The organism is Chitinophaga sp. CB10 (assembly GCA_001870995.2).
GTDB lineage: Bacteria > Bacteroidota > Bacteroidia > Chitinophagales > Chitinophagaceae > Chitinophaga.
Genome location: MLAV02000013.1, coordinates 120341 through 143436 on the forward strand (window position 1 = coordinate 120341; position 23096 = coordinate 143436).

The following is a 23096-nucleotide window of genomic DNA, read 5'->3' on the forward strand; positions in this document are numbered from 1 at the left end:
ACAAAGAAATTTCCTGATAAGCGTAGCCTAAAAAACTACGCTTATCTTTTACACCCATATACGAATTGCACGTTAGAGAACGTTTTTAGCCAACTAAAGCGTTTGTCAGCAATCATTACCTGCAAGCACATCTCATTTTAAGTTTTAATTTATGATCAAGAGCATCTATCCTCTACTAGGAGGGTTGTTTTTATCTGTTTCCGCCATGGCCCAATCAGCAGAGCAAGCGCTGTTGTTTACCAACCAGCAACCCAGCGGAACAGCCAGAACACAGGCATTAGGTGGCGTATCGGTAGGACTCGGAGGCGACTTTTCATCTGCATTTACCAACCCGGCCGGTATCGGCATTTTCAAAACCGGGGAATTCCTGATTTCAGGTAGTGTAGCCACTACCAAAACATCCTCCTCCTACCTGCCTATGGTAGACCCCAGGGATGTAAAAGGGGACAAATCCAATTTCCAGGTACCTAATATCGGCGTGGTATTCGTGACCAATACCAACAGCGGCTCCCATACCTGGAACAACTTTTCCTTTGCGCTAGGGATGAACCGTACGGCCAATTTCAGCAACCAGGTAAGGATCGGCGGCGTAACGGACTATACTTCCTTTTCAGAACCATGGAGAGAAGAATCCGCGCCGAGCAGCTACAATCCTGACTATGGCTCCATCGGCACCGCGCTGGCCTATAACCAGGCGCTCCTCGTGCAGGACAACGGCAAATGGATTTCCCTCGCCATGCCCACCGGCAAGGGTGGCGTAATGGAGAGCATTTACCAGCGCGCGCAAATTGACACCAAAGGCGGCATCAACGATTACGTGTTCTCCTTCGGTTCCAATTACGGCGATAAGCTTTACCTGGGCGTGAGCCTGAACCTGCCCAACATCGTTTATAAGGAAACGGTAGCCGTTTCCGAGGATGATAATACCGGCAATCCCAACAACGATTTCGAATACTTCGATTATAACCAGTACACCAATGTGAACGGCCTTGGTATCAGCGGAACCCTCGGTATCCTCTATAAATTCAATGACCGTTTCAGGTTGGGTGGCTCCTTCCGCCTGCCTACGGTGTACAGTATGAGCATCAACACCAGCGCTGATTTGACTTCCAATACGGAAGGCTGGAAAGGCAAGCAGTCGTCCAGCGGCGCGGGGGAGGATTACAGCTACAACATGACCGCGCCCCTGCGCTTAAACGCCGGCGCATCTTACTTCTTCGGCAACCTCCAGGATCCCGATGCGGTAACCGGTTTCATTGCGGCTGATTATGAATATGTGAACCACAGCTCTTCCAAATACCGGTTTGAGAATACCGATAAGGGTTACGAAGGCAACATCAACAATACCATTGGCTTCCTGTACAGAGCGGCTTCCAATTTCAAAGCCGGCGCTGAAGTGAAGTTTGCCCGGATATTTGCAGCCAGAGGCGGTTTTGCCTACTATGGCAACCCGTACTCAAACGACAGCTACAACATGGGCGTAGACGCTTCCCGCAAGACGTACAGCGGCGGCCTTGGCCTCCGTACCAGGGGGATTTATGTAGACCTCACGTATAGCTATACACAGGGTAAAGACTACTACCAGTTGTACTCCACCAGCGATGCCAATACCTATCCGCCGGCTGCCCTGCTGGATTACAAGAGAAGTAATATTATGGCTACCGTTGGCTTTAAGTTTTAAGATTTATAACGGTATATCATAAACGAAAAAGGGTTGCCGGCGGCAACCCTTTTTCGTTTATACGTTACAGCCGGCGCTGCAGCCATTGCACGATCTCCTCTCCTTCCCTGGCATCAAACCACTGGTACTCCTTATCCTTCCGGAACCAGGTCAGTTGGCGCTTGGCGTACTGCCGGGTATGGACTTTAATATCTTCAATCGCCTGTTCCAGGGGGAGGTCCCCATCGAGGTAGCTGAATATTTCTGTATAGCCTACGGTGCGCAGGGCGTTATGGTTCCGGTAAGGCAGTACGGACTGCACTTCCGCTACCAGGCCGGCCTGCACCATCATATCTACGCGGCGGTTGATGTTGTCATGTAAGATTTCCTTAGGGAGATGGAGGCCTATTTTGATGATACGAAAATCCCGCTGCCTTTTGGTGGCCGTACGGAAAGCGGTGATGGATTGGCCGGTGGCTTCCAGTACTTCCAGGGCCCGCATGAGGCGGGCCGGGTTATGGATTTCCGCGGTGGCGAAGAACTGCGGGTCCCGCTGCTGGAGTTGTGCCTGCAGCCAGGCGATTCCTTTTTCCTGGTATTGGTCCGTGATGGATTGCCGGATGGCGGCGGGGATTTCCGGCATATCATCGATGCCTTCCGCGAAGGCTTTGATATAGAGCCCGGTGCCGCCGCACATGACCGCAACATCGCGCTGTGCGAATATCTCCTCGCAGTATTGCAGGGCCAGCTTTTCGTACATGCCGGCATTGACTTCCTCGCGGATGCTGTGGGAGTTGATAAAATAGTGAGGCACTGCTGCCAGCTCTTCCGGAGATGGCTTTGCAGTGCCTATACTGATTTCTTTATAACATTGCCGGGAATCTGCCGAGATGACGGAGGTTTGGAACAGTTGGGCGATTCGTATAGCCGTGGCTGTTTTTCCGGAGGCGGTAGGCCCTGCAATAACGATAACAGTTTTTTGCATATCAGAACATCAAATCGTCTTCAGCGCCCAGTTCTTCCTGCTGATCGCTGCCGGCGTCGTCTTCGCCTTCTTCACCAAATCCATCTTCATCCATGCCTTCTTTGTTGAGGTCGTACTTTTCTTCCATTTCCACGAGTTTATCGCCCACGAGGCCTTTGGTGCCGTATTGGCTCGGCGCCAGTCCTTCCTTGCGAACGCAGACAGGGTAGGAAATTTTTATATTTTCTTCTTTGCTAACGCCGATCAGCTCCACGAGGAAGGACCAGTTTTTCGCAAAGTCGTACAGGTAAATGAATTTCTGGTTAGGATCTTTTACTGCTGCGCCGATAGGTGTTTCCGCCATCAGCAGGGGTTCCACTTTACGGGGCGTTCTATCCATTTCCAGGATGATTTCCCTACCTCTTTGCCAGTTATCATTACTGCGAAAGAAAGTCGCTTTATGCTTAGCGTCGAATTCGAATGCTTGCAGGATCGCGTGGTGAAATTGTAAAAACGTCTGATTAGGTTTGATAGCAATATCTCTATAAACGCTTTCATCTTCTTCCCAGTAGACTCTGAATTTCAAAACCGGCATGACAATTTGGTTATAAGTTAGATAAATATATAAGGTTTAACGCTCAAGAGAACGTATTGTTCCTAAAATTCCAAGTAATAGTGTCTTAATGTAAAAATACCAATTTTATTTAACTGGGGTCAGGTTGTAGGTTTTAGCCTTTTCCAGCATATAGGCATAAGCCGCTTCGTACGTGTTGGGAATTTCTCCATCGAGGATGGCTTCGCGGATAGCGGTTTTAAGTTCGCCAACTACGCGTCCCGGCGTCAATGCGAATGTGTCCATAATGATTTCGCCTGTGATGGGCGGCTGCCAGTTCCTGATCCTGTCGGTTTCCTCCACTTCCTTCATGCGGGCACGGACCAGTTCAAAATTTTCGAGGTATCGTTTTACTTTAACTTTGTTTTTTGAGGTGATGTCGGCTTCGCAAAGCAGCATCAGTCCGTCTATATCATCGCCGGCATCAAACAATAATCTGCGGATAGCCGAGTCCGTTATATTTTCTTTCGTCAGGGATATCGGACGCAGGTGCAGCTCCACCAGTTTTTTCACCAGCTTCATTTTATCGCCCATGGGGAGTTTGAAGCGGGAGAAGATGCGGCTGACCATTTTGCCACCCACGGCATCGTGGCCGTGAAACGTCCATCCATGGCCGGGTTCAAACTTTTTGGTGGCAGGCTTGCCGATGTCGTGCAGCAGCGCAGCCCAGCGCAGCCATAAGTCTTTCGTATGCTGGGAGATATTATCCACTACCTGTAAGGTATGATAGAAATTATCCTTATGGCCCTTTCCTTCGTACATTTCCACGCCTACGAGGTCTATCATCTGCGGGAAAATGATTTTCAGCAAACCGGATTTATACAACAGATCCAGGCCTACCGAAGGTTTGGAGGAAAGCATAATTTTATTGAATTCGTCCGTGATTCTTTCCTGCGTAATAATACGAATTCTTTCCGCATTCTCCTGTATTGCCTGGAATGCTTCCGGCACGATGGTGAATTGCAGCTGGGAGGCGAAGCGGATGGCGCGCATCATACGGAGCGGGTCATCACTGAAGGTTTGGGCCGGTTCCAGCGGGGTGCGGATTAGTTTGGCGTCCAGGTCGGCCAGGCCGTTGAAGGGGTCCAGCAGGGCGCCATAATCGGCGTCGCGCAGGCTGATGGCCAGTGCGTTGATGGTAAAATCGCGGCGGTTCTGATCATCCTGGAGGGTGCCTTCCGTCACTTCCGGGTTACGGCTTTCCTGGCGGTAGCTTTCCTTCCGGGCGCCTACGAATTCCAATTCTAGGTCGTTCCACTTCACCTGGGCGGTACCATAGGTTTTAAAGAAGCTGACCGGCACGTGGTTACCCAGGCTGGCAGCTACTTTATGCGCGAGGGCGATACCATCTCCCACGCACACGATATCCATATCTTTAGTTCTTCTTCCGAGGAGTTTATCCCGCACAAAGCCTCCAATAAGATAGGCCGGCACCTTCAGTTCCTGGGCTGCCAGCGCTACCTTTTCCAGTATTTTTCTTTCCTGCAGCGAGCAGGGAATATCCATCGGCTTGTTGCTTATCATATTAAATTTATCCTGTTGATGTAGGTCCTTTTCGCAAAACCAGGGCGCAAATGTAAGAAATAAACGCCTTTAGTCGCGAATCACCGTGATGCTGCCGTCGTTATGGATGCGGATAATACGGCTGGCGGTATGGGCTGCGGCCTCGTCCTGCCTGTGTTTCACGACATAGTCCACGCCATTTACGATCAGGGGGTTGACCTCCGAAAAAGTAGCCGGGGAAGGATCCCCGCTAATATTTGCCGAGGTGGAAACCAATGGTTTACGTAGTCTTTTTATCAAGTGCCGGCAAAAAGGATCCTGTACTATCCTGATAGCGATGCTGCCATCGGCGTTGATGACGTTGGGGGCCAGGCCCAGCGCGCCGTCGTAGATGACGGTGGTCGGGCGGTTGAACCCCGCGATGATGTCCGCGATGTCCGGCCGCGGATTGGCCACATAATGCAATAAATCCCTGACATCAGCCAGCAGGATGACCAGGCTTTTGGCTTCTTCCCGGTTTTTGAGGGCATACACCCGGCGGACGGCCGCTTCATCGGTAGCGTCGCAACCAATACCCCAAATGGTGTCTGTAGGATAAAGGATCAGTCCTCCCGTACGCAAAACGCCCAGCGAGGCAACGATATCGTCTTCAAAGATCTCCATCACTTTCTATTTTTTACTTATACTATTATATACATTCATCATAGCGGCGGCGCATTTATCTGCCGTGAACAACTGAGCATGTTTGAACCCTTTGCTCCGCAAATCTGCTGCCAGCGCGTCATCATTGAGTATCCGCTCCATGGCCTCCGCTATAGACGCGGGCTCCAGCGGGTCCACATAGAGGGCGGCATCGCCTGCCGTTTCCCCGAAGCAGGAGCCGGATGAGGTGATAACGGGGGTACCGCTCCACAGGGCTTCCAGTATGGGTATCCCAAAACCTTCGAACAGGGAGGGATATACCAGCGCTTTGGCGCCCTGGTAGAGTTGGGGAAGTTCGCTGTTATCGAGCCTGGCGCGGTCGTTCAGCCAGATGACTTCCTGTTCCATACCATATTGCTTCAGCACCTCGAGGACCCTGTTCCTGTATCCGCCTCCATTTCCTAATACGGCTAATGGCAACCGATTCCTATCGCCGAGAATACGCATGGCTTTCACAATACCGAGCAAATTTTTTCTTTCTATCACAGACCCAACATACAAGAAATAACCGGCCGGCAGGCCGTATTTCGCCTTAAAGGCCTCAATAGCCTCCGGTGTGTGCAGCCGGGCAAAAGCCGGATCGCAGCTTTGGTACACCACCTGGATTTTAGCGGCGGGGGTATTATAATAGGTAATGAGGTCCTGTTTGGTCTGCTCGCTGATGGCCACCACTACATCCGCGTACTTGCAGGCGTAGCGGGCTTTCCGGCGGTAGGTCATCACATCGATCGGATTATACTGGCTGGGGTATCTTTCAAAAATCAGGTCGTGCATGGTGACAACGGAACGGATGCCGCTATCGTGAATGCCGAAAGGGATTTCATGGCTAAGGCCGTGGTAGATGTCGATTCCCTCCCGTTGCAGCACCGGCACCACCATGCGGCTGCGCCAGACGGACTTCAACCACTTGTGCACCCGTGCCTGCGGGGTGATGAGATGCATATCCGGAAAGCGTTTCCAGTTGTACATGCCGGTTTCCTTCGGCGCAAAAAGATAGTAATCATGCTCGGGGTAACCGGTGGCGAGGGAGTCGATCAAACTCCTGCTGTAGTTACCCAGCCCGGTATTGTTTTGAAACGCGCGTTTCGCGTCGAATCCGATTTTCATGGCTGCAAATTAGGGAGTTTCCGGGAGAGTTTTAAGCCGTCAGCGGGAATAGCGGGGTATCCCTATCACCTATCCGGCCGTCAGCAGGAAGGATTGCGGGAAAGAAAAATTCGCATTATGTTTGCAAAAAATTTAAAAACGATGGATTTACAACAACAGATACTGGCTGCCTGGGCAGACCGCAGTTTGTTACAGGAAACAGTGTATTCAGATGCCGTTAAGACTGTCATCGAAGCAGTGGACAAGGGCAATCTGAGGGTTGCAGAGCCAACAGCCGACGGCTGGAAAGTGAATGAATGGGTAAAACAGGCCATCCTGATGTATTTCTCCATTCAGCCAATGGAAACCATGGAACTGCCTCCTTTCGAGTTCTATGACAAAATGAAGCTGAAAACAAACTATAAAGACCTTGGCGTACGTGTAGTTCCTCACGCGGTAGCGCGTTATGGCGCTTACATCGCCAAAGGTTGTATCCTGATGCCTTCTTACGTAAACATCGGCGCGTATGTGGACGAGGGTACCATGGTGGATACCTGGGCAACCGTAGGCTCCTGCGCACAGATTGGCAAGCATGTACACCTGAGCGGCGGCGTTGGTATCGGCGGCGTGCTGGAACCATTACAGGCCAGCCCGGTGATCATTGAGGACGGCGTTTTCGTTGGTTCCCGTTGCATCGTGGTGGAAGGCGTGGTAGTGGAGAAAGAGGCGGTACTGGGTGCAAACGTGGTGCTGACGCAGTCTACCAAGATCATTGACGTGAGCGGTCCGGAGCCTAAAGAGTACAAAGGCCGTGTGCCTGCCCGCAGCGTGGTAATTCCGGGTACTTACACCAAGAAGTTCCCTGCCGGCGAATACCAGGTTTCCTGCGCACTGATCATTGGTCAGCGTAAAGCTTCCACTGATCTGAAAACCAGCCTGAATGATACCCTGCGCGAGTTTAATGTAGCGGTATAAGTTATTACATAGCGGGCCTTCGGCCCTTTTCCAATAAGATTTTAGGGGGAGATGATAAACCATCGGTTTATTTATCTCCCCGTTTTTTTTATCATTCTGTCTTCAGGCTTTTTGCCGGGTTAACCAGGGCCGCCCGTATGGATTGCGTGCTGACTGTTACCAATGCAATTACCATCGCTACTGCCGCCGTAGCGGGGAAAACCCACCAGCTGATGCGGATATGGTACTCATAATGTTCCAGCCAGGAGTGCATCAGCCACCAGGAAACGGGGCTTGCCAGGAGGCAGGCCAGCAGTACCAGCCAGATGAATTCTGTAGACAGGAGCATCCATAATTGGGAAGTGGTGGCGCCCAGTACCTTCCTGATACCGATTTCGCGGGTACGGCGCTGGGCCATGAACATGGCCAGGCCGAACAACCCGAGGCAGGAAATAAAGATGGCGAAAATGCCGAAGATGCCTGCCAGTCGCGCTGCCTGGTTCTCCAAATCAAACTTTGCCGCGAAATCCTCATCCGTAAACGAATACACGAAGTTCAGCGTTGGATTATACTTTTCGAAGATGGGCGTAATGGCTGCCAGCGCGGCTTTCATATCCGTGCCGGGTTTTGGCCGGAGGAAAATATTGTTGAAAGCGTCTTTCGTGAATATCATCACCAGCGGCGCGACGGGTTTGAAAGGGTCCGTCAGCAGTACATTTTCAATCACGCCAATCACGTGCAGGGGTTGAGTGCCCAGGCGCACGGTTTTACCGATCGGGTCTTTAAAGCCCATGACTTTCAGCGCCGCTTCGTTGAGAATGATGCCCGTGGAATCGGTCGGGTATTCGCGGGAAAAGCCGCGCCCTTCCTTGAATTTCAAGCCTACGGTCTTATGCATGTCCCACCCGGCGAGGATAACGTTGATGGATACATCCATGTCGGCCGGCTTGCCTTCCCAGGTGAAGTCGGACCAGCTGTTGTAGAGCGCCGTCATAGGCTGGGAGGCGCGGGCCATGGATTCAAAGTAGCCCGTAGCCATGACTTCGTTATGCAGTGGTTCATAGTTCTTATTCAGATCGTCGCTGGACCGTATGGAGATAAGGTTATCCGGGTTGTAGCCGATGCTCCTGCCCTGCCCGAATTTAATTTGCTGGTACACGATGATGGTGCAAATGATGAGCGCGGAGGAGATTACGAATTGGGAAACCACCAGTATTTTCCGGAAGAGGCCGGACTCTTTGCCTGTTTCCAGCTTGCCTTTCAGCACTTCCAGCGGTTTGAAGGAGGACAGGTAGAAGGCCGGATAAGAGCCGGCGAGCAGGCCGGTGCCGAGGCAGACGGCGAGCATGATACCGACCAGCTGCAGGTTGATGGCGTTTAGGCGTACCTGTTCGAGCCCCAGCTGCCGGACGTAGGGCAGCAGCGCCACGCAGAGCAGCAGGGATACCACGAAGGCGATGATGGCTGTGAGCATGGACTCGCTGAGGAATTGCAGGATGAGCTGGCGGCGGGTAGAGCCGGCGGCTTTCCGCACACCTACTTCCCGGGCGCGTTTGGCTGCGCGGGCGGTGGTGAGGTTCATGAAGTTCATGCAGGCAACGAGCAGTACAAAGATGCCGATGACGCTGAAGAGGCGCACCAGTGTAATGCGGCCCCCATCCACTTTCCAGTTTTGGAAATTATTGTAGAGGTGCCAGTCCGCCGCGGATTGCAGGGTCAGCATCCTGTTTTTCAGTCTTTCCCCTTTGGTGGTGATGAGGAGGGAGATTTTCTTCTCCAGCGCTGCGAGGGAGGCGTTTTCCTTTACCTGTACGACGTTCATGAGGAAATTGTTTCCCCAGTCGTTCCGGCTGCCGCGAACGAAATCGTTCGTTTGCATGATGAACTCGTAGTTGCCGAGGAAATCGAAGGAATAGGTAGAGTTTTCCGGCACGTCCTTCATGACGGCGGTGATGACCATATCGTATTTGTTACCTACCCGCACGGTTTTGCCGATCGCGTCTTCATTACCGAAGAGCGCTTTGGCCATAGAGGCGGAAATAACAATGTTGTTGGGGTCTTTGAGGGCGGTGTTCACATCGCCTTTGAGGAGCGGGAAGGTGAACATGTGGAGGAAATCGCCGTCCACATACATGCTTTTTTTCACCAGTTTTTTATTGCCGGTGATCACGCTTTCTTCCTGCACCCAGGAGAGGCGGCTATTGTAGGCCACTTCGGGGTAATTATTTTTCAGCTCGTAATAGAGTGGCAGCGGGGACACGCTTTGGGAGCTTTTCACGTGGTTAAATTCCACGTGTTGGATGACGAGGCCGATTTTGTCCTTATTGACATGGAAGCTGTCGAAGCTTCTTTCATGGAGTATCCACATGTAGATGAGCAACGCAAAGGCCATCCCCGTGGCCAGCCCGAAGATGTTGATAAAAGACAGGAGTTTGTGCTGCCTGATATGTCGCCATGCTACTTTGAAATAATTCTTAAGCATATGGAAAGATGGTTAGGGTAATCGATGATAGGAGCCCCGGACCAATAAAAATACCAGAAAGGCAATGTGCTGGGGTTCAGCACATTGCGCTATAAACATACAAAATTGAATGTTCACAAACAGCACAAACACTGTCCACTTCCGGACACCTGGTTATACGTTTTTGAATATCACGATGCCGTTATGTCCGCCGAAGCCGAAGGTATTGCTCATTGCTACCCTGACATCTTTTTCCGTTGCGTATCCCAGCTGTATCTGCAATCCGGATGGGATTTCAGGGTCGAGGCGGGTGGTGTTAATGGTAGGCAGCACAACGCCGTTGGCGATGCTGAGGATACTGGCGATGGCTTCGATAGCGCCGGCGGCGCCGAGGAGGTGACCGGTCATTGATTTGGTGGAGCTGATGTGAAGGTGTTTGGGGTTGAGGCCAAATACTTTCGTGATCGCTTTAATTTCGCTGAGGTCGCCCACGGGCGTGCTGGTGGCGTGCGCGTTGAGGTAGTCCACGTCGGAGGGGTTGAGTCGGGCGTCTTTAAGGGCCAGTTCCATGGCTTTCATGGCGCCGAGTCCTTCCGGGTGGGTGGCGGTCATATGGTAAGCGTCGGCTGTCATGGCGGCGCCTACCACTTCGGCGTAGATGTTGGCATCCCTGGCAACGGCGTGTTCATATTCTTCGAGTACGAGAGCGCCGGCGCCTTCGCCCATGACGAATCCGTCGCGCTCCACGTCGAACGGGCGGGAAGCGGCGGCTGGGTCATCGTTGCGGGTGGACATGGCTTTCATGGCGCAGAAGCCGCCTACGGATGCGGGAGTGATGGGGGCTTCGGAGCCGCCGGTGATGATCACTTTGGCTTTACCGAGGCGGATGTAGTTCAGGGCGTCCATGATGGCGGTGTTGGAGGTGGCGCATGCGGACACGGTGGTGTAGTTGATGCCCATCAGGCCGTATTTCATGGAGATCATTCCTGACGCCATGTTGGAGATGAGTCGCGGTACAAAGTACGGACTAAAGCGCGGGTTAAAGTCGCCCTGCACGTATTCCGTCACCTGTTCCTCGAAGGTCTGCATGCCGCCTTGTCCGGATCCCCATATAACGCCGGTATCGAACGGGTCCAGGGTGGAGAAGTCGATGCCTGCATCTTCTATAGCTTCCGCTGCTGCGGACAGGGCGTACTGAGTGAAGGGGTCGGTTTTCCGGAGTTCTGCTTTATCGAGTGCGAGGGAGGGATCATAGTCCTTCAGTTCGCATGCGAAGCGTGTTCGGAATCGGGACGCATCAAATTTGGTGATAGTGGCAGCGCCGCTTTCGCCAGCGGTGAGGCTATTCCAAAAATCGGCGGTGTTGTTGCCGAGCGGGGTGATTGCGCCCAGGCCGGTTACTACTACTCTTTTCATGATGGAAGTTTTAAATAAGGATATCGTCCAGCAATTGTTCAGATATCCTTGAAAAAATCGTGTTTCCCAGTACTCTAGACATCAACAGTGATGCCTGTAAATTGGTTATGATGAGCAGCGCTCTGTTTTCGGCGTTGCCTTTGAATTTAAAGCGTTTGTTTTTTCTCCCGTTTTCCAGGCAGTTGGTGAGCCAGTGGAGGATGGCGCGGCACATTTCCTGTACTTTGCGTTGCATATCGGGTGCGAGGGTGTTATAGTCGGGCGCCAGGGAGCCCATGAGGCAGATATTCCCGGCCTGGCTGTGTTTGCGAAACACGTCGATCAGGTGTTTCAGTTGTTCTTCTTCAGGTAGTTTCTGCCATTTATTTGTTTGTTGTGTAAATCGTTGCAGGTCTTCGTTGATGACGCCGATGCCAAGGTCGGCTTTTCCGGGGAAATGGTAGTGCACGGCGGCGTTTTTCATTTCCAGGGGTGTGGCGATATCCTTATAGGAGAAGGCGTTGAATCCGTTGACGCGGATGAGTTTATCGGCCAGGGAGATGATTTTTTCTCTGGTTTCGGACATGCAGTATTGATTTTAGACTGCAAAAATACTTACTTACTGGTAAGTAAGCAAAAAATAAATAACGTAGTGGCGTTCCCGTTATTTAAAAATAAATTTTGTGAATTAAAATTGATTCCTATCTTTGCAGCCCTGAAACACAAGATCAGTGATGCCCAGATGGCGAAATTGGTAGACGCACTGTGTTCAGGTCGCAGCGCTCGCAAGGGTGTGCTGGTTCGAATCCAGTTCTGGGCACGGTTATAGCCTTATAAGTAATTTACTTATAAGGCTTTTTTATTTCTTTAAGTGTCGAAAATCCACGCTTTTTTACGCTTTCTCCCACTATTTCCGACACTCAAACGACACTCAGTTTTGAGATCACCTCAAATGCACTACTCCACTGTTTTAAGAGGCCATCATTTCACCAAACCAGCGGGTTTCCATTTTCAACTGACGCCGAAATGTCAGTATTGACAAGAGTTACAGCATACCTGCCAAAAATATTTTCTGGTTTCTTTCTTACACTTCTTTACACTTCCTACCGCTGTCCATTAAAGAATATAGCCATTGACGTTATACGACTTGAAATGGTTGTCCATTGAGCAAGCGATATATCACCTCTAAATATGGCAACCTATGAACATTGGACAGAAGTTAAACAGAAAGGGAGATAAAATTTACTTCTTCTATGTCTTGGCCGGAAACGTGGCCAACGGCCTGCAACCGGTGTTTTCATTTATGCAAAGCCAAAGAATCAGGAAGATCGCCACTTCCTTTTTATAAATAAAACTGCTTCAGAGATACTGTCGGCATTGTTGAAGACTAAAGAGATTAACATTATGACATATCACGAAACAGATATGGTATATGACTATCTAAGTCAGGAACCGGGCTGCAAGGTTTTCAAAATCGTACAGCGACCGTACGATATTTATATAGCGCCGACTGAAAACATGACACATGATGGAACGACACTCGGAAAGATGGAAATTGACGTGACATTGGTAATGATAGGATACTTCAGCATAAAAACATCGAGATGAACAATTTTCAAATAAATTGATGTCAAAATCATAAATTCATAATTTGAAAACACTTTGGGATGAAGTCCATCATTTTCACCTTTATAATATTAGTATTTCTATCTAACCCTACAGCGGCACAACAACAATACGGTATTCATGGCAGGGCGGTCGCGACCGACAAAACCCCTTTGCCATTCAACATAATCCGCTTAGTTAATATTTCCGATTCCACGAGCAATTTCAATACCTTAACGGATTCGGTAGGACACTTTAACTTTCAAAATGTGCCACCAGGAAAGTACTATTTGCTATCCGTAAGCCCGGATTGTAATAGAAAAAATGAAATAGAACATCGTAATGAGGATACCGACCTAGGCGATTTAGTCTTTCCTTGTGCTGTGAAACTGAAGGATGTAGAGATCGTTCACAAAACGCCACTTTTGGAACATAAAGTAGATAGGATGGTATTTAATGTAAAGAATAGCATACTTGCCAGTACTGGCTCTCTTTGGGATGCTTTGCGAACAACACCAAGTGTTCGCACTACACCAGGTGGAATAAGTGTCGGTGACAAATCTGCTACTATATATATGGATAATATCCAACTTCAATTATCGGGGGACGACCTGATTAACTTTCTAAAGGCCTATAGCGCCAGCAATGTTGATAAAATTGAAGTATTTATGATACCTCCGTCAAACTATGACGCAGTTGGTGGATCTGTTATAAATGTGGTTAGTAAAAAGAACAAGCGAGATGGAATTTTTGGAGATATCGGCATCGGAATAGAACAAAATTCATATGGTAAATATAATACCGCATTTAACCTGAACGGAAAACGGCCCAAGCTTGAGTACTTTTTAAATGTAAGTGGTGGGTATGGGAAATACAGGTCAACAAACGACGAATATATAATATACGAGTCATCTGCCGCAGCTTCTAATTGGTCAATCCAAGAGTCAAACTTAGAAAAAAGAAAGTCTTATGTTTTAAAAGGCGGTGCCAAATATCTGATTAATAAAACAAACTCCATCGGAGTTCAACTAAATTACTCCAATATCAACAGTGACGTAAATGGAGTCATTAACTCCAATGTAGCGAGTAGAAATACTGTCGATTCAATACTTGTTACGAGCAGTACATTTCTTTCTAATAGGAAAATATTTTCTGCCACGGAATACTACAGGCTGGTACTTGACTCCTTGGATGGATCATTGACTATTTCAGCCACACAGCTATGCTATTCAAACCCACCCAGCCAAAGTATGTCAGCCATAACGTATGATACAGATATGAAACCTATAAACCTATACGCAAATAGTACTTACTCTCCACAAGATATTGACCTTTCGACCTGGCAAATTGATTTATCGAAGATAGTTGAGAAAATCACCGTCGACGCTGGAGGAAAACTATCATTCATAAAAAATATTAACAATTGGAATTTTTCAGAATCGAGTTTAAAATTGCTAAATGACTTCACCTACAAGGAGAATAACTATGCGGCGTACATTTCATTGACCAGGCAATGGAAAAAAATTACAGGTAAGATCGGTTTGAGGGCTGAGTACACCAATCTTAAAATAAGGAGTCAAACATCAGCCACTGACAGCATAATAACTCAGGACTATCTAAAGTTGTTTCCTACTGCATATATTCAGTATGATATTAACGCAGACAATCTGTTAATTATTAGTGCTACAAGAAGAATTAACAGACCGGATTATTACCGTCTGAATCCATTCACTTACTATAAAACGCCCTACTATACCACATCTGGTAATCCCTATTTAAAACCATCATTGGACTACAGTACACAACTTGACTATGTACTTAAAAACAATTACACATTCTCTGCCTTTTATAATTTTTCCACAGACAAATTTACCAATATCAGCCAGCAAGACAATGATACGCATGCAATTAAGGACATGCAGCAGAATATTGGAAAAAGTACCAGTTTAGGCGTTAGCTTTATGATGGGTATAGAACCTATAAAAGGATGGCAAATCAACACATATGTAAGATTCAGTCGCAAAACAGAGAGTTCTAACTACCTTAATAATGAGTATAAGTTTAAAAAATATATAGCCTATTTGAGTCTGGACAACGCATTTGATCTTTCAAAAAATAGAAGTTGGTCTGGTGAAGTTCATTTCTATTATTTGACTCCCACTATTCAAGGTATATATCAGAATGACAAGATGTATAACGTATCGCTTGGTTTGAGGAAAAAGATCAGCGAATTTACAGTTGCACTAACTGTAAATGATCTCCTCTTTTCAGATTTCAACAAAATTGACGTTAATTATTTAGACCAGAGGAATGGATTTATTTATAAAACAGATTCACGGGGAGTAGCGCTGCAACTAAAATATTCATTCAACCGAAGGAAAGGTAAGAACAAAGATGTTCGATTTGAGGCACCAGAAAATACTTCTGAAAAAGATAGAATAAATATGAATTGATTTTAATAAAGGAAAAATAATGAGTACATTCATCTCCTTGCTTATCGATCAAAATGGATATATTTTTCAAAATAGTTTCGTGCTTCCTGGATAACATTCGGTTCCACCTGCTGAATTAGAGGGCTTTTTGAGCATCCTATAGCCTAAAGGAAAAATAAGGGAAAAATCAACCTTTTTACCATATATATAATTTGGATTAGGAAATACAGATAGGGACTTTCTCTGGTCCAATTCACTAAGTATGACAGATTTAAGTGCAGGATAGCCCTAAATACCCCTTCACATGAGAAAAGGATAAAAAGTTATGACTGTCTTTTTCCTTGCTTAAGTTAAATCTTACTTTTTCGAACAGATTGGAGGATTATTTATTAATTCGAGTCTGGGGGATTCATTAACACTACCAATATACCCTAATAATTAAAATATTGGAAAATTTTTTCCATCAAGATAAAAAGTCTACACAAATAAGTTCTACCAGATTGGCCTATTCAAAGAGAATCAAATTGCGAGAAATAACTCCTGGAAGGAGAACACGCTTATACCGCCGGTTTTGTTGCAATAATCCCATTTTATAGATACATCAACATTGATGACAATGCGCTCATCAAAGTAGTCATCCAACCAAATTGAAAAAAACCAACAAAAAATTTCCAGTCCTCTTATCCCCCATCACTTCCAGAAACACAAAAGGTTTGAAAACCCAATATTTTCAAACCTTTTGCATTAATTCACTTAATATCCACAACTACGGATTCACCAGTACATCATACGGCAAATTAAACTCCCCATCAGCAATACTAATACTTTCTCCTCCATCACTACGCAATGTTCCCGTCATAGTCCCCTTTATACCATCTTTGCTGATCCCATCTATTTTTACAGTAAACACATCATGCTGGGAATTGTAGACCAGCGTCCCGCCAGACAATTGCACCGCATAACGGGAGATCATCCCCGTTTCCGCAGGCGTAACATACGTACCCGGAGTAATATCGCCTCCTAACCGCCAGATTTCAAAATCCAGCGAAGGTGACGTAACGCTGGTAGTTTCACTACCGCTTACTACTACATGTTCCCAGCGGCCGTCATTACCCCCGCCCTGGAATTTGGCATTATGCATGACTACCTTCTTGCCGCCAATAGTAGCTGTAAAGTGGTAGCCGGAATTATCCGGTTTAGGATCATCGCTCTTTGAACAGGAGGAAATACCGAACACTAATAAAGCGTAGCACAGCATAGCTGCAAAGCGAAATGCGGGCGTCTTTTTCATCATTGGATACAGTTAATTTTTCTATGGGTTAATGTAAGAATTATAAGCGCGCAGCATAGCAAGAATCGGACCTGCTTTGTATTTTCATACTTCTTAGGGGCGAATTCACAGCATCAAGATAAGAATATAAGAGTAACTTTACCTAATCCTGGGACAATTTCCCATCTTTGATAAAATTCGATTTACACATGAATTACCATCGATTATTATTGTTTGTACTGGTATGCAGCTGTTCCCTATCCCTGTCAGCACAAAACAAGGTATTGCTCAACATTGCCATGGACCCCGGTAAAACCTATAAGACGGAAGTGGCCACCGAAATGGATATGGAAATGAACGCCAAGGTGGATTCTGCGACTATGGCATCGCTCATTGCCAGCGGCATGAAGTTTCCCATGAAGATCCATATGAAACAGGAAATAGGCACGACTACTAAAACCGGTAGCCGCCAGGCGGACAATAAAATTCCGGTGACAATGACTTATGACAAATTGATAGCTGAATCCACCGTCGGCGGCCAGGAAGCGCCTCCCAGCCAAAACCCTTTTGCCAATGCAGTAATAGAAGGCCATACCATGGGCGATTTTAAAGTTACCATTGACACCATCAAAGGCGAAATGGATGAATCTTTGAGAACCAGCCTGCGACAAATGGTAAACAGCATCCAGGAAAATATCAAATACCCGAAACAGGAAATGAAAATTGGCGACTCCTTCCAGCAGGAAGTTCCAATGAAAATGCCTATTCCGGGAATGGATCTTAGCATGAAGCTCGTCATTAAATATGTACTCAGAGAGATAAAGAATGACAAGGCCACCTTTGACATGCAGCAGCAGATGGTGATGGATATGACCAATGCAGGAAACAGCAATAAAGGCAATGGTAGCGGCGCCGGAACAGGCGTAATGGTGTATAATATCGCCAAAAAGATACCAGAGGCAAGCGATTCCAATATCCAGTTTCAGCTTGACTTTAATGTATCAGGACTGCAAATGAGCGCTAAATGTGATACGAAGACCCAAACCAGCACCAGTATCCTGTAGTGGTAAATAAATTTATTAAAAGAGAACGCCGGGCTTATTTACCCGGCGTTTCGCTTTTAATTATAGGTTGCGTAGTTTGCTAGAGCTTATCGATATAGCTGATGGTTACTCCGGTGAAACAATCATCCATACAACCGTTCACTACATAACCGCACCTGGAAATCATTCCATTATTTTCAGCAGCAAACGACAAGTTGACGTTTGACCTTTTTACCAGCCACTCTTCTTCGGCTTTCTTATAGACGCCGTCCAGGGTAAGGGGTTCGAAACCAGCGCTATTTGTACCAAGGGTTGCTTCATCTTCTTCCCACCGCTGCAGGGTATCCATTACCGGCGGCACATTATTTTTCCAATTTTTTGCAATGAAGGAACGGCGTATAACTTTGCCGGATTGCACGGTAATAGTAGTTTCAGTGCTTAAACCCGTCCAGGAGGAAGAGGTAACCTGGTAACGGTATGAATTACCGGAGGCAGCTTTGAAGCTCATCCATGCCTTGTAACTGTTGTTAAAATCGTTACTATACCCGTCATCATCTTTCTTGCAGCCGGCAAGTACCACAACGGCTAATACCAGGAATGTGTAGAAAATGTTTTTCATGCAAGTGGTTTTGTTGCTTAAACGGTTTTCAGGCGGTAAAAGTTACAGGTGAAGTCCGTCCACAGCATACATCCTGTCAGTCCTGGTCTTTTGAAATTACTCCGTGTTCCTCCAACTTTTCGCGGACAATATGCGGTTGGCGCTGTAATAACTCAGCGACTTTATCAACTCTTCCAAATTTATTATATGCCCTGGTCATAATTTCAATTTCACGGCTGTGCCATTCTTCATAGGCCCGTGGATAGGCATTTCTGATTTGCCGTTGTTGCTGCGTAAGGTTGGAAGCGTCTCTTTTCGGGAGTTCATCGACGAATTTGCGGGCCAATTGAATCAACTGGTTAATTTCTGCTTCCGGCAACCTGGGAATATGCGTTATTTTTGCCTGTTTCCCCTTATTGCTGTTTCTTATCGTTTCAAGCTTTTCGTCGGACATGCGCGCAAAGCGCCACTCACGGCTGCCGGTTGGAGATACAGAACACTGGCACTGGGGTATTAAGCTTAGCAAATCATTATCCTTGAGTTTCTGCAGGAATGCACGGAAATGAATGCCCCTGTGCCGATCGGTTTCTATCAGGCCTTTTTTGGCAAGGAATTCATATAGGTCAGTGCTCCTCACCACATTATAATTATAATTTATATGAAAGTATTCCTGTATTGCCTTGGAAATCCTTAATGCTCTTTGCAAATCTTCTTGCGTATAGGACATCTTAATAGTTTTTTGAGGGTAAAAAATTATTAAGCAGTAAGGGTAAACAGGCTATTAGTTAACACTCAGAGATTATAGTAATTTACAAATTTTTTTGAAACAGGCAATGCCCATGTGTCCCAGGATCATATACCAAATTCAAAGCTTTTCCATTTCCCCTCCATTGCAGAATGGTATCGATAGTTGGTGGAGCGCTTATGAAAAGAATACTGGCCTCCCTCCTTCGAAACTCACCGCTATTTAACTTCCTGCCTGCCGCTTTACCTTGTTGCAGAACCTGTATTTATGGAAAGCAACCAAATTAATGTGCCCGCTACCTCTACCCTTATCATGCAATACGCCGGGGAGGTTTATAATTCTCCTATGGAGCAACAATATCTCTCCCGGTTGAATTACAGCCAGGCAGGAAGCCTGGGGGAAATGCTGGAAAACGTGTATCCCCTTTTCAAAGAAGTAGTGTTACTGCGTAAACGGAGCGTACGGTCTTTTCTGCGGAAACGTATGATTGAGCGACAAGATGAACAGATCTGCATCCTGGGAGCAGGGCTGGACCCGCTTTCCATTCACCTGCTCTCTCATTATCAGCCCCAGATTAAAAAAATTTTTGAGGTAGATAGCAGTCACATGGCGCTTAAACGGGAGCTATTCCATTCCCTGGACCTGGATGCGGGCAAGGTGGCCTTTGTAAATCACGATCTGACCACCGCGGGTACGTTGATCCCCACGCTGCAACAAGCCGGGTTTGATTCCCATCTCCCCACCACCATTATTTTTGAAGGGGTAATACACTACATGACCAATGATCAGTTTGTACGATTGATGAAATTGTTTTCCACTCCGGACAAGCGCAATAAAATGATTATGGACTATGCGCTGGATGCGCAGTCAGTGCCATTCGGCAGTCGCCACCTGCATCAGCAGCTGCTGGAAATTTTTGAATCGTTTATACAGGGGAGATTTAACCGCAACAACCGGGGCGACCTCCTGCAATTGACCATTGAATTTGGAGCGGTAAACCAGACTTTCAGAAGCATGCAGGCCATTCAGGCCGTTGAAAAAGGCCGCAGTAAAGACTTCCACGATACCGGCGATGGCTTTATAGAAATGGTATTTATGTCGCTCTGATGGTTAATTTTTAGCGGAACGGATGCAGCCTACTACCCTTCCATTTTGAAAAAAGATGGTGTACTTGCTATAGACCCACACTTCAAGCCCGCCTTGCCCATAGACCTTCGTATCGGGATGGCCGATCGCACTGACAACATCCGTGGAGGAATCGCCATTGAGGAAGCCCAGCTCCGCGGGATTGACGTCCGACTGTATAATGATGCCGGAAGGATTAGCCGTTTTAAACCTGGCCAGTCCGTTATCGTCTTTGCCGAAAATAATGCCCAGGATAATGATGACAATAATACCTGCTGCCACGCCAAGCTTAATATACAGATCCCGCTTTACCTGCCTGGGGTCCGGAGGCTGCGTAGCGGCTGCGGAAGGCTGCCGGCGGGTATAATTGCTGCTGCCTGTATGGGTATAACTGGTGCTGGTATTGTACTGCCGGTAGATATTAGCGCGTAACAGATCATCATAGTTCCGTTTACGCACCGGGTCTTTCAGCTGTTCATAGGCATGTTGGACAATCTTAAATTTTTCTTCCGCTGCCCTGTTCCCCTGGTTGAGGTCAGGATGATACTGTTTGGAAAGGCGTCTGTGGGCGGCCTTCACATCTTCCACTGAGGCAAAATTATGCAGTTCCAGCAGTATATAGTAATTGGTCATATCGGGATTCGTAGGCGTGTAACCGTTTGGATATAGGCGTTAAGTTAAGAAATATCGGGGCAAAACCGGCTTGCAGGAAATTTTCAGAAAATAAATTTTGCGATTTAAAATCAATTCCTATCTTTGCAGCCCTGAAACACAAAATCAGTGATGCCCAGATGGCGAAATTGGTAGACGCACTGTGTTCAGGTCGCAGCGCTCGCAAGGGTGTGCTGGTTCGAATCCAGTTCTGGGCACACAATAGGCTGTAAATCAATGATTTACAGCCTATTTTATTTTTAGCCAATCCTGAGTTTTCTCAACTACCCGATAACGCAAATGAATGCATCAAATGACAAACTACATCAAGGGCAATGACAGGAAATATCCTTAATTTTTGTTACCCGGACGTAATTACTTTAAACCACCTTCTCCACCTCATACCCATACACCCAATCCATCTTTTTCTTTTCCGTATTAATAAAAAACTTCAGCATCATATCCCTGAAAAAACTCCCGATCGGATTAGGCTTCGATTTCGCCTTGCCAACCTTCCTCGCCTGCGCAATTACCCTCGCCACCCTGTCAGCCCTTAACTGCTGAAAGCGGGCAAAGGCTTCCGCAGGATTTGCATATTTCGCCAGGCACTTCGCCAGCACGGCACTGTCTTCCAGCGCTAAGGACGCACCCTGACCGGTATGCGGGGATATAGCATGCGCCGCATCGCCGATGAGGCAGACCTTTTCAGTGTGCCACTTTTCCAATGCAGGCATGTCGTAAATCGGATAAGCAAACAATTCACTGCTGCCGGCAATTATCCGGCTGATTTTGGCGTGATCATCTTTATGCAATTCCAGCAGCTCTTGCTTTACCTGCTGTTGCACCGCGGGATCATCAAACACCCCGCGCCCCGGCTCCTGCTCCCAGTCATAGTTATTAAACCACCAGACGTTTCCTTTGTTCGTAACGGAAAAGCCAAAGAATGCCCGCATACCGAAAGTCATCTCCACAGCCTGCGAAGGTTGCTGACAATCCGGAATCCTGGCGATAGCGCCGGTGGACAACATTTTGGTAAAGGAAGGCTTGGGCGCATCCGGGAAAACCAGCCTGCGGCACAGGGAATGCACACCATCGGCTCCAATAAGCAGGTCATAGCCAGGCAGACTCCCTTTGCTGGTCATGACGTCTATTTTCGAACCGGCATATGCTATGGATTGTAACTTACAGCCATATTCCACCGGGGCGCCTAAGCTGGCCAGCTTTTCCTGCAGCAGGTTATTAATGGCGGATCGCCTGACCTGGATGCTGCTGATGCCATATGCCTCCTTTTGGTACGACGCATCCAGCTCCGCAATCTGCCGGCCTTTGGCATTAAAAAAATGCAACGTCGCGGGAACATACTCCTCGTAGATCCTGCTAATGTCAACCAGGCGGGAAAGGATATTCAGCCCATTGGGAGACATGCCAAAGAATAAGCCTTCATTCATCTCCGCCTCAGTGCGGGATTCGATGACTTTTACCTCCGCGCCCTGTTCAATGAGCTGGATGGCAAGCGCCGGACCTGCAACGCCACCGCCCGCGATGAGTATTTTCAATTTATCCATGATATAGGGTTTTAATCAGGCGATTGTTACCAGGGGAACAGCAATATCCCCTATGGACGGGCAATGCAGGCCACCGGCCTACCCCAAAATTTTTACCGGAATTCCTCTTCATACTGCTGGTTTTATATCAATAAACAAGATATTCCCAGTATCTTTACTGCAAAGTAAATTACCTTTATAACTAAGTATCTTTATCATAAAGATAAATTGTTTTTTATGGAACGGAAAAAAAAACCGGAAAAAAATGCGCTGCTGGCAGACATCGGTCACCTGACGAAGGAATTTTCGACAGGTACAGTGCTGATGCACCAGGCCATCGCGCAGCAGGCAGGATTAACAGGCACGGACCATAAATACATTGACCTCCTGCTGCAACATGGCTCCATGACCGCAGGGCAGCTGAGCGAACTTAGCGGCATCACCACCGGAGCCGTAACGGCAATGATCGACCGGCTCGAAAAGAGCAAACTGGTGAAACGGGAGCCCAGCCCGGACGACCGAAGGAAAGTACTGGTAGTGCTTGACCGGGAAGAAGCAACCAAACGCATTGGCCCCGCGTTTAAAGCCATGCAGCAGGACCTGGAAAAACTCTATGATCAGTTTACCCGGGCAGAGCTGAAAACAGTAGAAAAGTACTTAAAAGCAGTGGTGGAGTTTACCAACAAACAAATCAGGAATTTGAATGAAAAGCCTGCGAAGAAACCGCGTAAATAAAAAGCGCTGA

Annotated in this window: 19 protein-coding genes and 2 tRNA genes; 8 read left to right on the forward strand and 13 right to left on the reverse strand. The window is 47.5% G+C overall.

Features of this window, described 5'->3' with window-relative positions; translation table 11 throughout:
* Positions 1–205: 205 nt before the first annotated feature.
* The gene (locus BOC67_RS18170) at positions 206–1681 is read left to right on the forward strand and encodes a hypothetical protein (RefSeq protein ID WP_291912133.1); all 1476 of its coding nucleotides are present in this window, start codon (positions 206–208) and stop codon (positions 1679–1681) included.
* Between the two features lie 64 nt (positions 1682–1745).
* Here BOC67_RS18170 and miaA read toward each other — a convergent pair whose 3' ends face one another.
* From miaA to BOC67_RS18195, 5 genes are all read right to left on the reverse strand, one after another.
* Positions 1746–2645: a tRNA (adenosine(37)-N6)-dimethylallyltransferase MiaA gene (miaA, locus tag BOC67_RS18175; protein WP_291912134.1), complete on the reverse strand. Its 900-nt coding sequence runs from the start codon at positions 2643–2645 to the stop codon at positions 1746–1748.
* A 1-nt stretch (position 2646) separates the two neighbouring features.
* Positions 2647–3219: a hypothetical protein gene (locus BOC67_RS18180; RefSeq protein WP_291912135.1), complete on the reverse strand. Its 573-nt coding sequence runs from the start codon at positions 3217–3219 to the stop codon at positions 2647–2649.
* 105 nt (positions 3220–3324) lie between these two features.
* Positions 3325–4761 carry an HD domain-containing protein gene (locus tag BOC67_RS18185; RefSeq protein WP_291912136.1) on the reverse strand — a complete coding sequence of 479 codons (1437 nt, stop codon included), beginning with the start codon at positions 4759–4761 and terminating at the stop codon, positions 3325–3327.
* 69 nt (positions 4762–4830) lie between these two features.
* The gene (locus BOC67_RS18190; RefSeq protein WP_291912137.1) at positions 4831–5403 is read right to left on the reverse strand and encodes an L-threonylcarbamoyladenylate synthase; all 573 of its coding nucleotides are present in this window, start codon (positions 5401–5403) and stop codon (positions 4831–4833) included.
* Positions 5404–5409: 6 nt separating this feature from the next.
* Positions 5410–6549, reverse strand: coding sequence for a glycosyltransferase family 1 protein (locus tag BOC67_RS18195; protein ID WP_291912138.1), 1140 nt, complete (start codon positions 6547–6549; stop codon positions 5410–5412).
* Between the two features lie 141 nt (positions 6550–6690).
* On the opposite strand from BOC67_RS18195, the gene BOC67_RS18200 reads away from it, so the two are divergent.
* The gene (locus BOC67_RS18200) at positions 6691–7503 is read left to right on the forward strand and encodes a 2,3,4,5-tetrahydropyridine-2,6-dicarboxylate N-succinyltransferase (protein WP_291912139.1); all 813 of its coding nucleotides are present in this window, start codon (positions 6691–6693) and stop codon (positions 7501–7503) included.
* 91 nt (positions 7504–7594) lie between these two features.
* Here the strand turns inward: BOC67_RS18200 and BOC67_RS18205 are convergent, their stop codons facing one another.
* The 3 genes from BOC67_RS18205 to BOC67_RS18215 all read right to left on the reverse strand — a co-directional run bounded on the left by BOC67_RS18205 (position 7595) and on the right by BOC67_RS18215 (position 11924).
* Positions 7595–9964, reverse strand: a complete 2370-nt coding sequence (locus tag BOC67_RS18205) for an ABC transporter permease (RefSeq protein ID WP_291912140.1) — start codon at positions 9962–9964, stop codon at positions 7595–7597.
* Positions 9965–10117: 153 nt separating this feature from the next.
* Positions 10118–11359: a beta-ketoacyl-ACP synthase II gene (gene fabF, locus BOC67_RS18210; RefSeq protein WP_291912141.1), complete on the reverse strand. Its 1242-nt coding sequence runs from the start codon at positions 11357–11359 to the stop codon at positions 10118–10120.
* A gap of 10 nt (positions 11360–11369) precedes the next feature.
* Positions 11370–11924, reverse strand: a complete 555-nt coding sequence (locus tag BOC67_RS18215; RefSeq protein WP_291912143.1) for a TetR/AcrR family transcriptional regulator — start codon at positions 11922–11924, stop codon at positions 11370–11372.
* 150 nt (positions 11925–12074) lie between these two features.
* Here BOC67_RS18215 and BOC67_RS18220 point away from each other — a divergent pair.
* Positions 12075–12158 (forward strand) — tRNA-Leu (locus BOC67_RS18220).
* An 847-nt stretch (positions 12159–13005) separates the two neighbouring features.
* Positions 13006–15396 carry an outer membrane beta-barrel family protein gene (locus tag BOC67_RS18225; protein ID WP_291912145.1) on the forward strand — a complete coding sequence of 797 codons (2391 nt, stop codon included), beginning with the start codon at positions 13006–13008 and terminating at the stop codon, positions 15394–15396.
* A gap of 745 nt (positions 15397–16141) precedes the next feature.
* Here BOC67_RS18225 and BOC67_RS18230 read toward each other — a convergent pair.
* Positions 16142–16669 carry a hypothetical protein gene (locus BOC67_RS18230; protein WP_291912146.1) on the reverse strand — a complete coding sequence of 176 codons (528 nt, stop codon included), beginning with the start codon at positions 16667–16669 and terminating at the stop codon, positions 16142–16144.
* Between the two features lie 185 nt (positions 16670–16854).
* Between BOC67_RS18230 and BOC67_RS18235 the strand changes: the two genes are divergently transcribed.
* Positions 16855–17709 (forward strand): hypothetical protein, encoded by an 855-nt coding sequence (locus tag BOC67_RS18235; protein ID WP_291912148.1) that lies wholly within the window; start codon positions 16855–16857, stop codon positions 17707–17709.
* 79 nt (positions 17710–17788) lie between these two features.
* On the opposite strand, the gene BOC67_RS18240 is transcribed toward BOC67_RS18235, so the two are convergent.
* The gene (locus BOC67_RS18240) at positions 17789–18307 is read right to left on the reverse strand and encodes a hypothetical protein (RefSeq protein WP_291912150.1); all 519 of its coding nucleotides are present in this window, start codon (positions 18305–18307) and stop codon (positions 17789–17791) included.
* Positions 18308–18383: 76 nt separating this feature from the next.
* Entirely contained in the window at positions 18384–19013 is a 630-nt protein-coding gene (locus BOC67_RS18245) for a hypothetical protein (RefSeq protein ID WP_291912153.1), read from the reverse strand.
* 285 nt (positions 19014–19298) lie between these two features.
* On the opposite strand from BOC67_RS18245, the gene BOC67_RS18250 reads away from it, so the two are divergent.
* The gene (locus BOC67_RS18250) at positions 19299–20138 is read left to right on the forward strand and encodes a class I SAM-dependent methyltransferase (RefSeq protein WP_291912155.1); all 840 of its coding nucleotides are present in this window, start codon (positions 19299–19301) and stop codon (positions 20136–20138) included.
* A 3-nt stretch (positions 20139–20141) separates the two neighbouring features.
* Here BOC67_RS18250 and BOC67_RS18255 read toward each other — a convergent pair whose 3' ends face one another.
* A complete protein-coding gene (locus BOC67_RS18255) occupies positions 20142–20789 on the reverse strand; it encodes a J domain-containing protein (protein ID WP_291912158.1) in 648 nt (215 codons plus the stop codon).
* Between the two features lie 152 nt (positions 20790–20941).
* On the opposite strand from BOC67_RS18255, the gene BOC67_RS18260 reads away from it, so the two are divergent.
* Positions 20942–21025, forward strand: a tRNA-Leu gene (locus tag BOC67_RS18260).
* A 162-nt stretch (positions 21026–21187) separates the two neighbouring features.
* Here BOC67_RS18260 and BOC67_RS18265 read toward each other — a convergent pair.
* Positions 21188–22372 carry an NAD(P)/FAD-dependent oxidoreductase gene (locus tag BOC67_RS18265; protein WP_291912160.1) on the reverse strand — a complete coding sequence of 395 codons (1185 nt, stop codon included), beginning with the start codon at positions 22370–22372 and terminating at the stop codon, positions 21188–21190.
* Between the two features lie 216 nt (positions 22373–22588).
* Between BOC67_RS18265 and BOC67_RS18270 the strand changes: the two genes are divergently transcribed.
* On the forward strand, positions 22589–23086 hold the full coding sequence (locus BOC67_RS18270; RefSeq protein WP_291912161.1) for a MarR family winged helix-turn-helix transcriptional regulator: 498 nt from the start codon (positions 22589–22591) through the stop codon (positions 23084–23086).
* Positions 23087–23096: the final 10 nt, after the last annotated feature.

Excerpts from the sequence above, each read along its gene's own strand:
- BOC67_RS18170 (WP_291912133.1), top strand. The coding sequence starts at position 206 with ATGGCCCAATCAGCAGAGCAAGCGCTGTTGTTTACCAACCAGCAACCC.
- miaA (WP_291912134.1), bottom strand. The coding sequence starts at position 2,645 with ATGCAAAAAACTGTTATCGTTATTGCAGGGCCTACCGCCTCCGGAAAA.
- BOC67_RS18180 (WP_291912135.1), bottom strand. The coding sequence starts at position 3,219 with ATGCCGGTTTTGAAATTCAGAGTCTACTGGGAAGAAGATGAAAGCGTT.
- BOC67_RS18185 (WP_291912136.1), bottom strand. The coding sequence starts at position 4,761 with ATGATAAGCAACAAGCCGATGGATATTCCCTGCTCGCTGCAGGAAAGA.
- BOC67_RS18190 (WP_291912137.1), bottom strand. The coding sequence starts at position 5,403 with ATGGAGATCTTTGAAGACGATATCGTTGCCTCGCTGGGCGTTTTGCGT.
- BOC67_RS18195 (WP_291912138.1), bottom strand. The coding sequence starts at position 6,549 with ATGAAAATCGGATTCGACGCGAAACGCGCGTTTCAAAACAATACCGGG.
- BOC67_RS18200 (WP_291912139.1), top strand. The coding sequence starts at position 6,691 with ATGGATTTACAACAACAGATACTGGCTGCCTGGGCAGACCGCAGTTTG.
- BOC67_RS18205 (WP_291912140.1), bottom strand. The coding sequence starts at position 9,964 with ATGCTTAAGAATTATTTCAAAGTAGCATGGCGACATATCAGGCAGCAC.
- fabF (WP_291912141.1), bottom strand. The coding sequence starts at position 11,359 with ATGAAAAGAGTAGTAGTAACCGGCCTGGGCGCAATCACCCCGCTCGGC.
- BOC67_RS18215 (WP_291912143.1), bottom strand. The coding sequence starts at position 11,924 with ATGTCCGAAACCAGAGAAAAAATCATCTCCCTGGCCGATAAACTCATC.
- BOC67_RS18225 (WP_291912145.1), top strand. The coding sequence starts at position 13,006 with ATGAAGTCCATCATTTTCACCTTTATAATATTAGTATTTCTATCTAAC.
- BOC67_RS18230 (WP_291912146.1), bottom strand. The coding sequence starts at position 16,669 with ATGATGAAAAAGACGCCCGCATTTCGCTTTGCAGCTATGCTGTGCTAC.
- BOC67_RS18235 (WP_291912148.1), top strand. The coding sequence starts at position 16,855 with ATGAATTACCATCGATTATTATTGTTTGTACTGGTATGCAGCTGTTCC.
- BOC67_RS18240 (WP_291912150.1), bottom strand. The coding sequence starts at position 18,307 with ATGAAAAACATTTTCTACACATTCCTGGTATTAGCCGTTGTGGTACTT.
- BOC67_RS18245 (WP_291912153.1), bottom strand. The coding sequence starts at position 19,013 with ATGTCCTATACGCAAGAAGATTTGCAAAGAGCATTAAGGATTTCCAAG.
- BOC67_RS18250 (WP_291912155.1), top strand. The coding sequence starts at position 19,299 with ATGGAAAGCAACCAAATTAATGTGCCCGCTACCTCTACCCTTATCATG.
- BOC67_RS18255 (WP_291912158.1), bottom strand. The coding sequence starts at position 20,789 with ATGACCAATTACTATATACTGCTGGAACTGCATAATTTTGCCTCAGTG.
- BOC67_RS18265 (WP_291912160.1), bottom strand. The coding sequence starts at position 22,372 with ATGGATAAATTGAAAATACTCATCGCGGGCGGTGGCGTTGCAGGTCCG.
- BOC67_RS18270 (WP_291912161.1), top strand. The coding sequence starts at position 22,589 with ATGGAACGGAAAAAAAAACCGGAAAAAAATGCGCTGCTGGCAGACATC.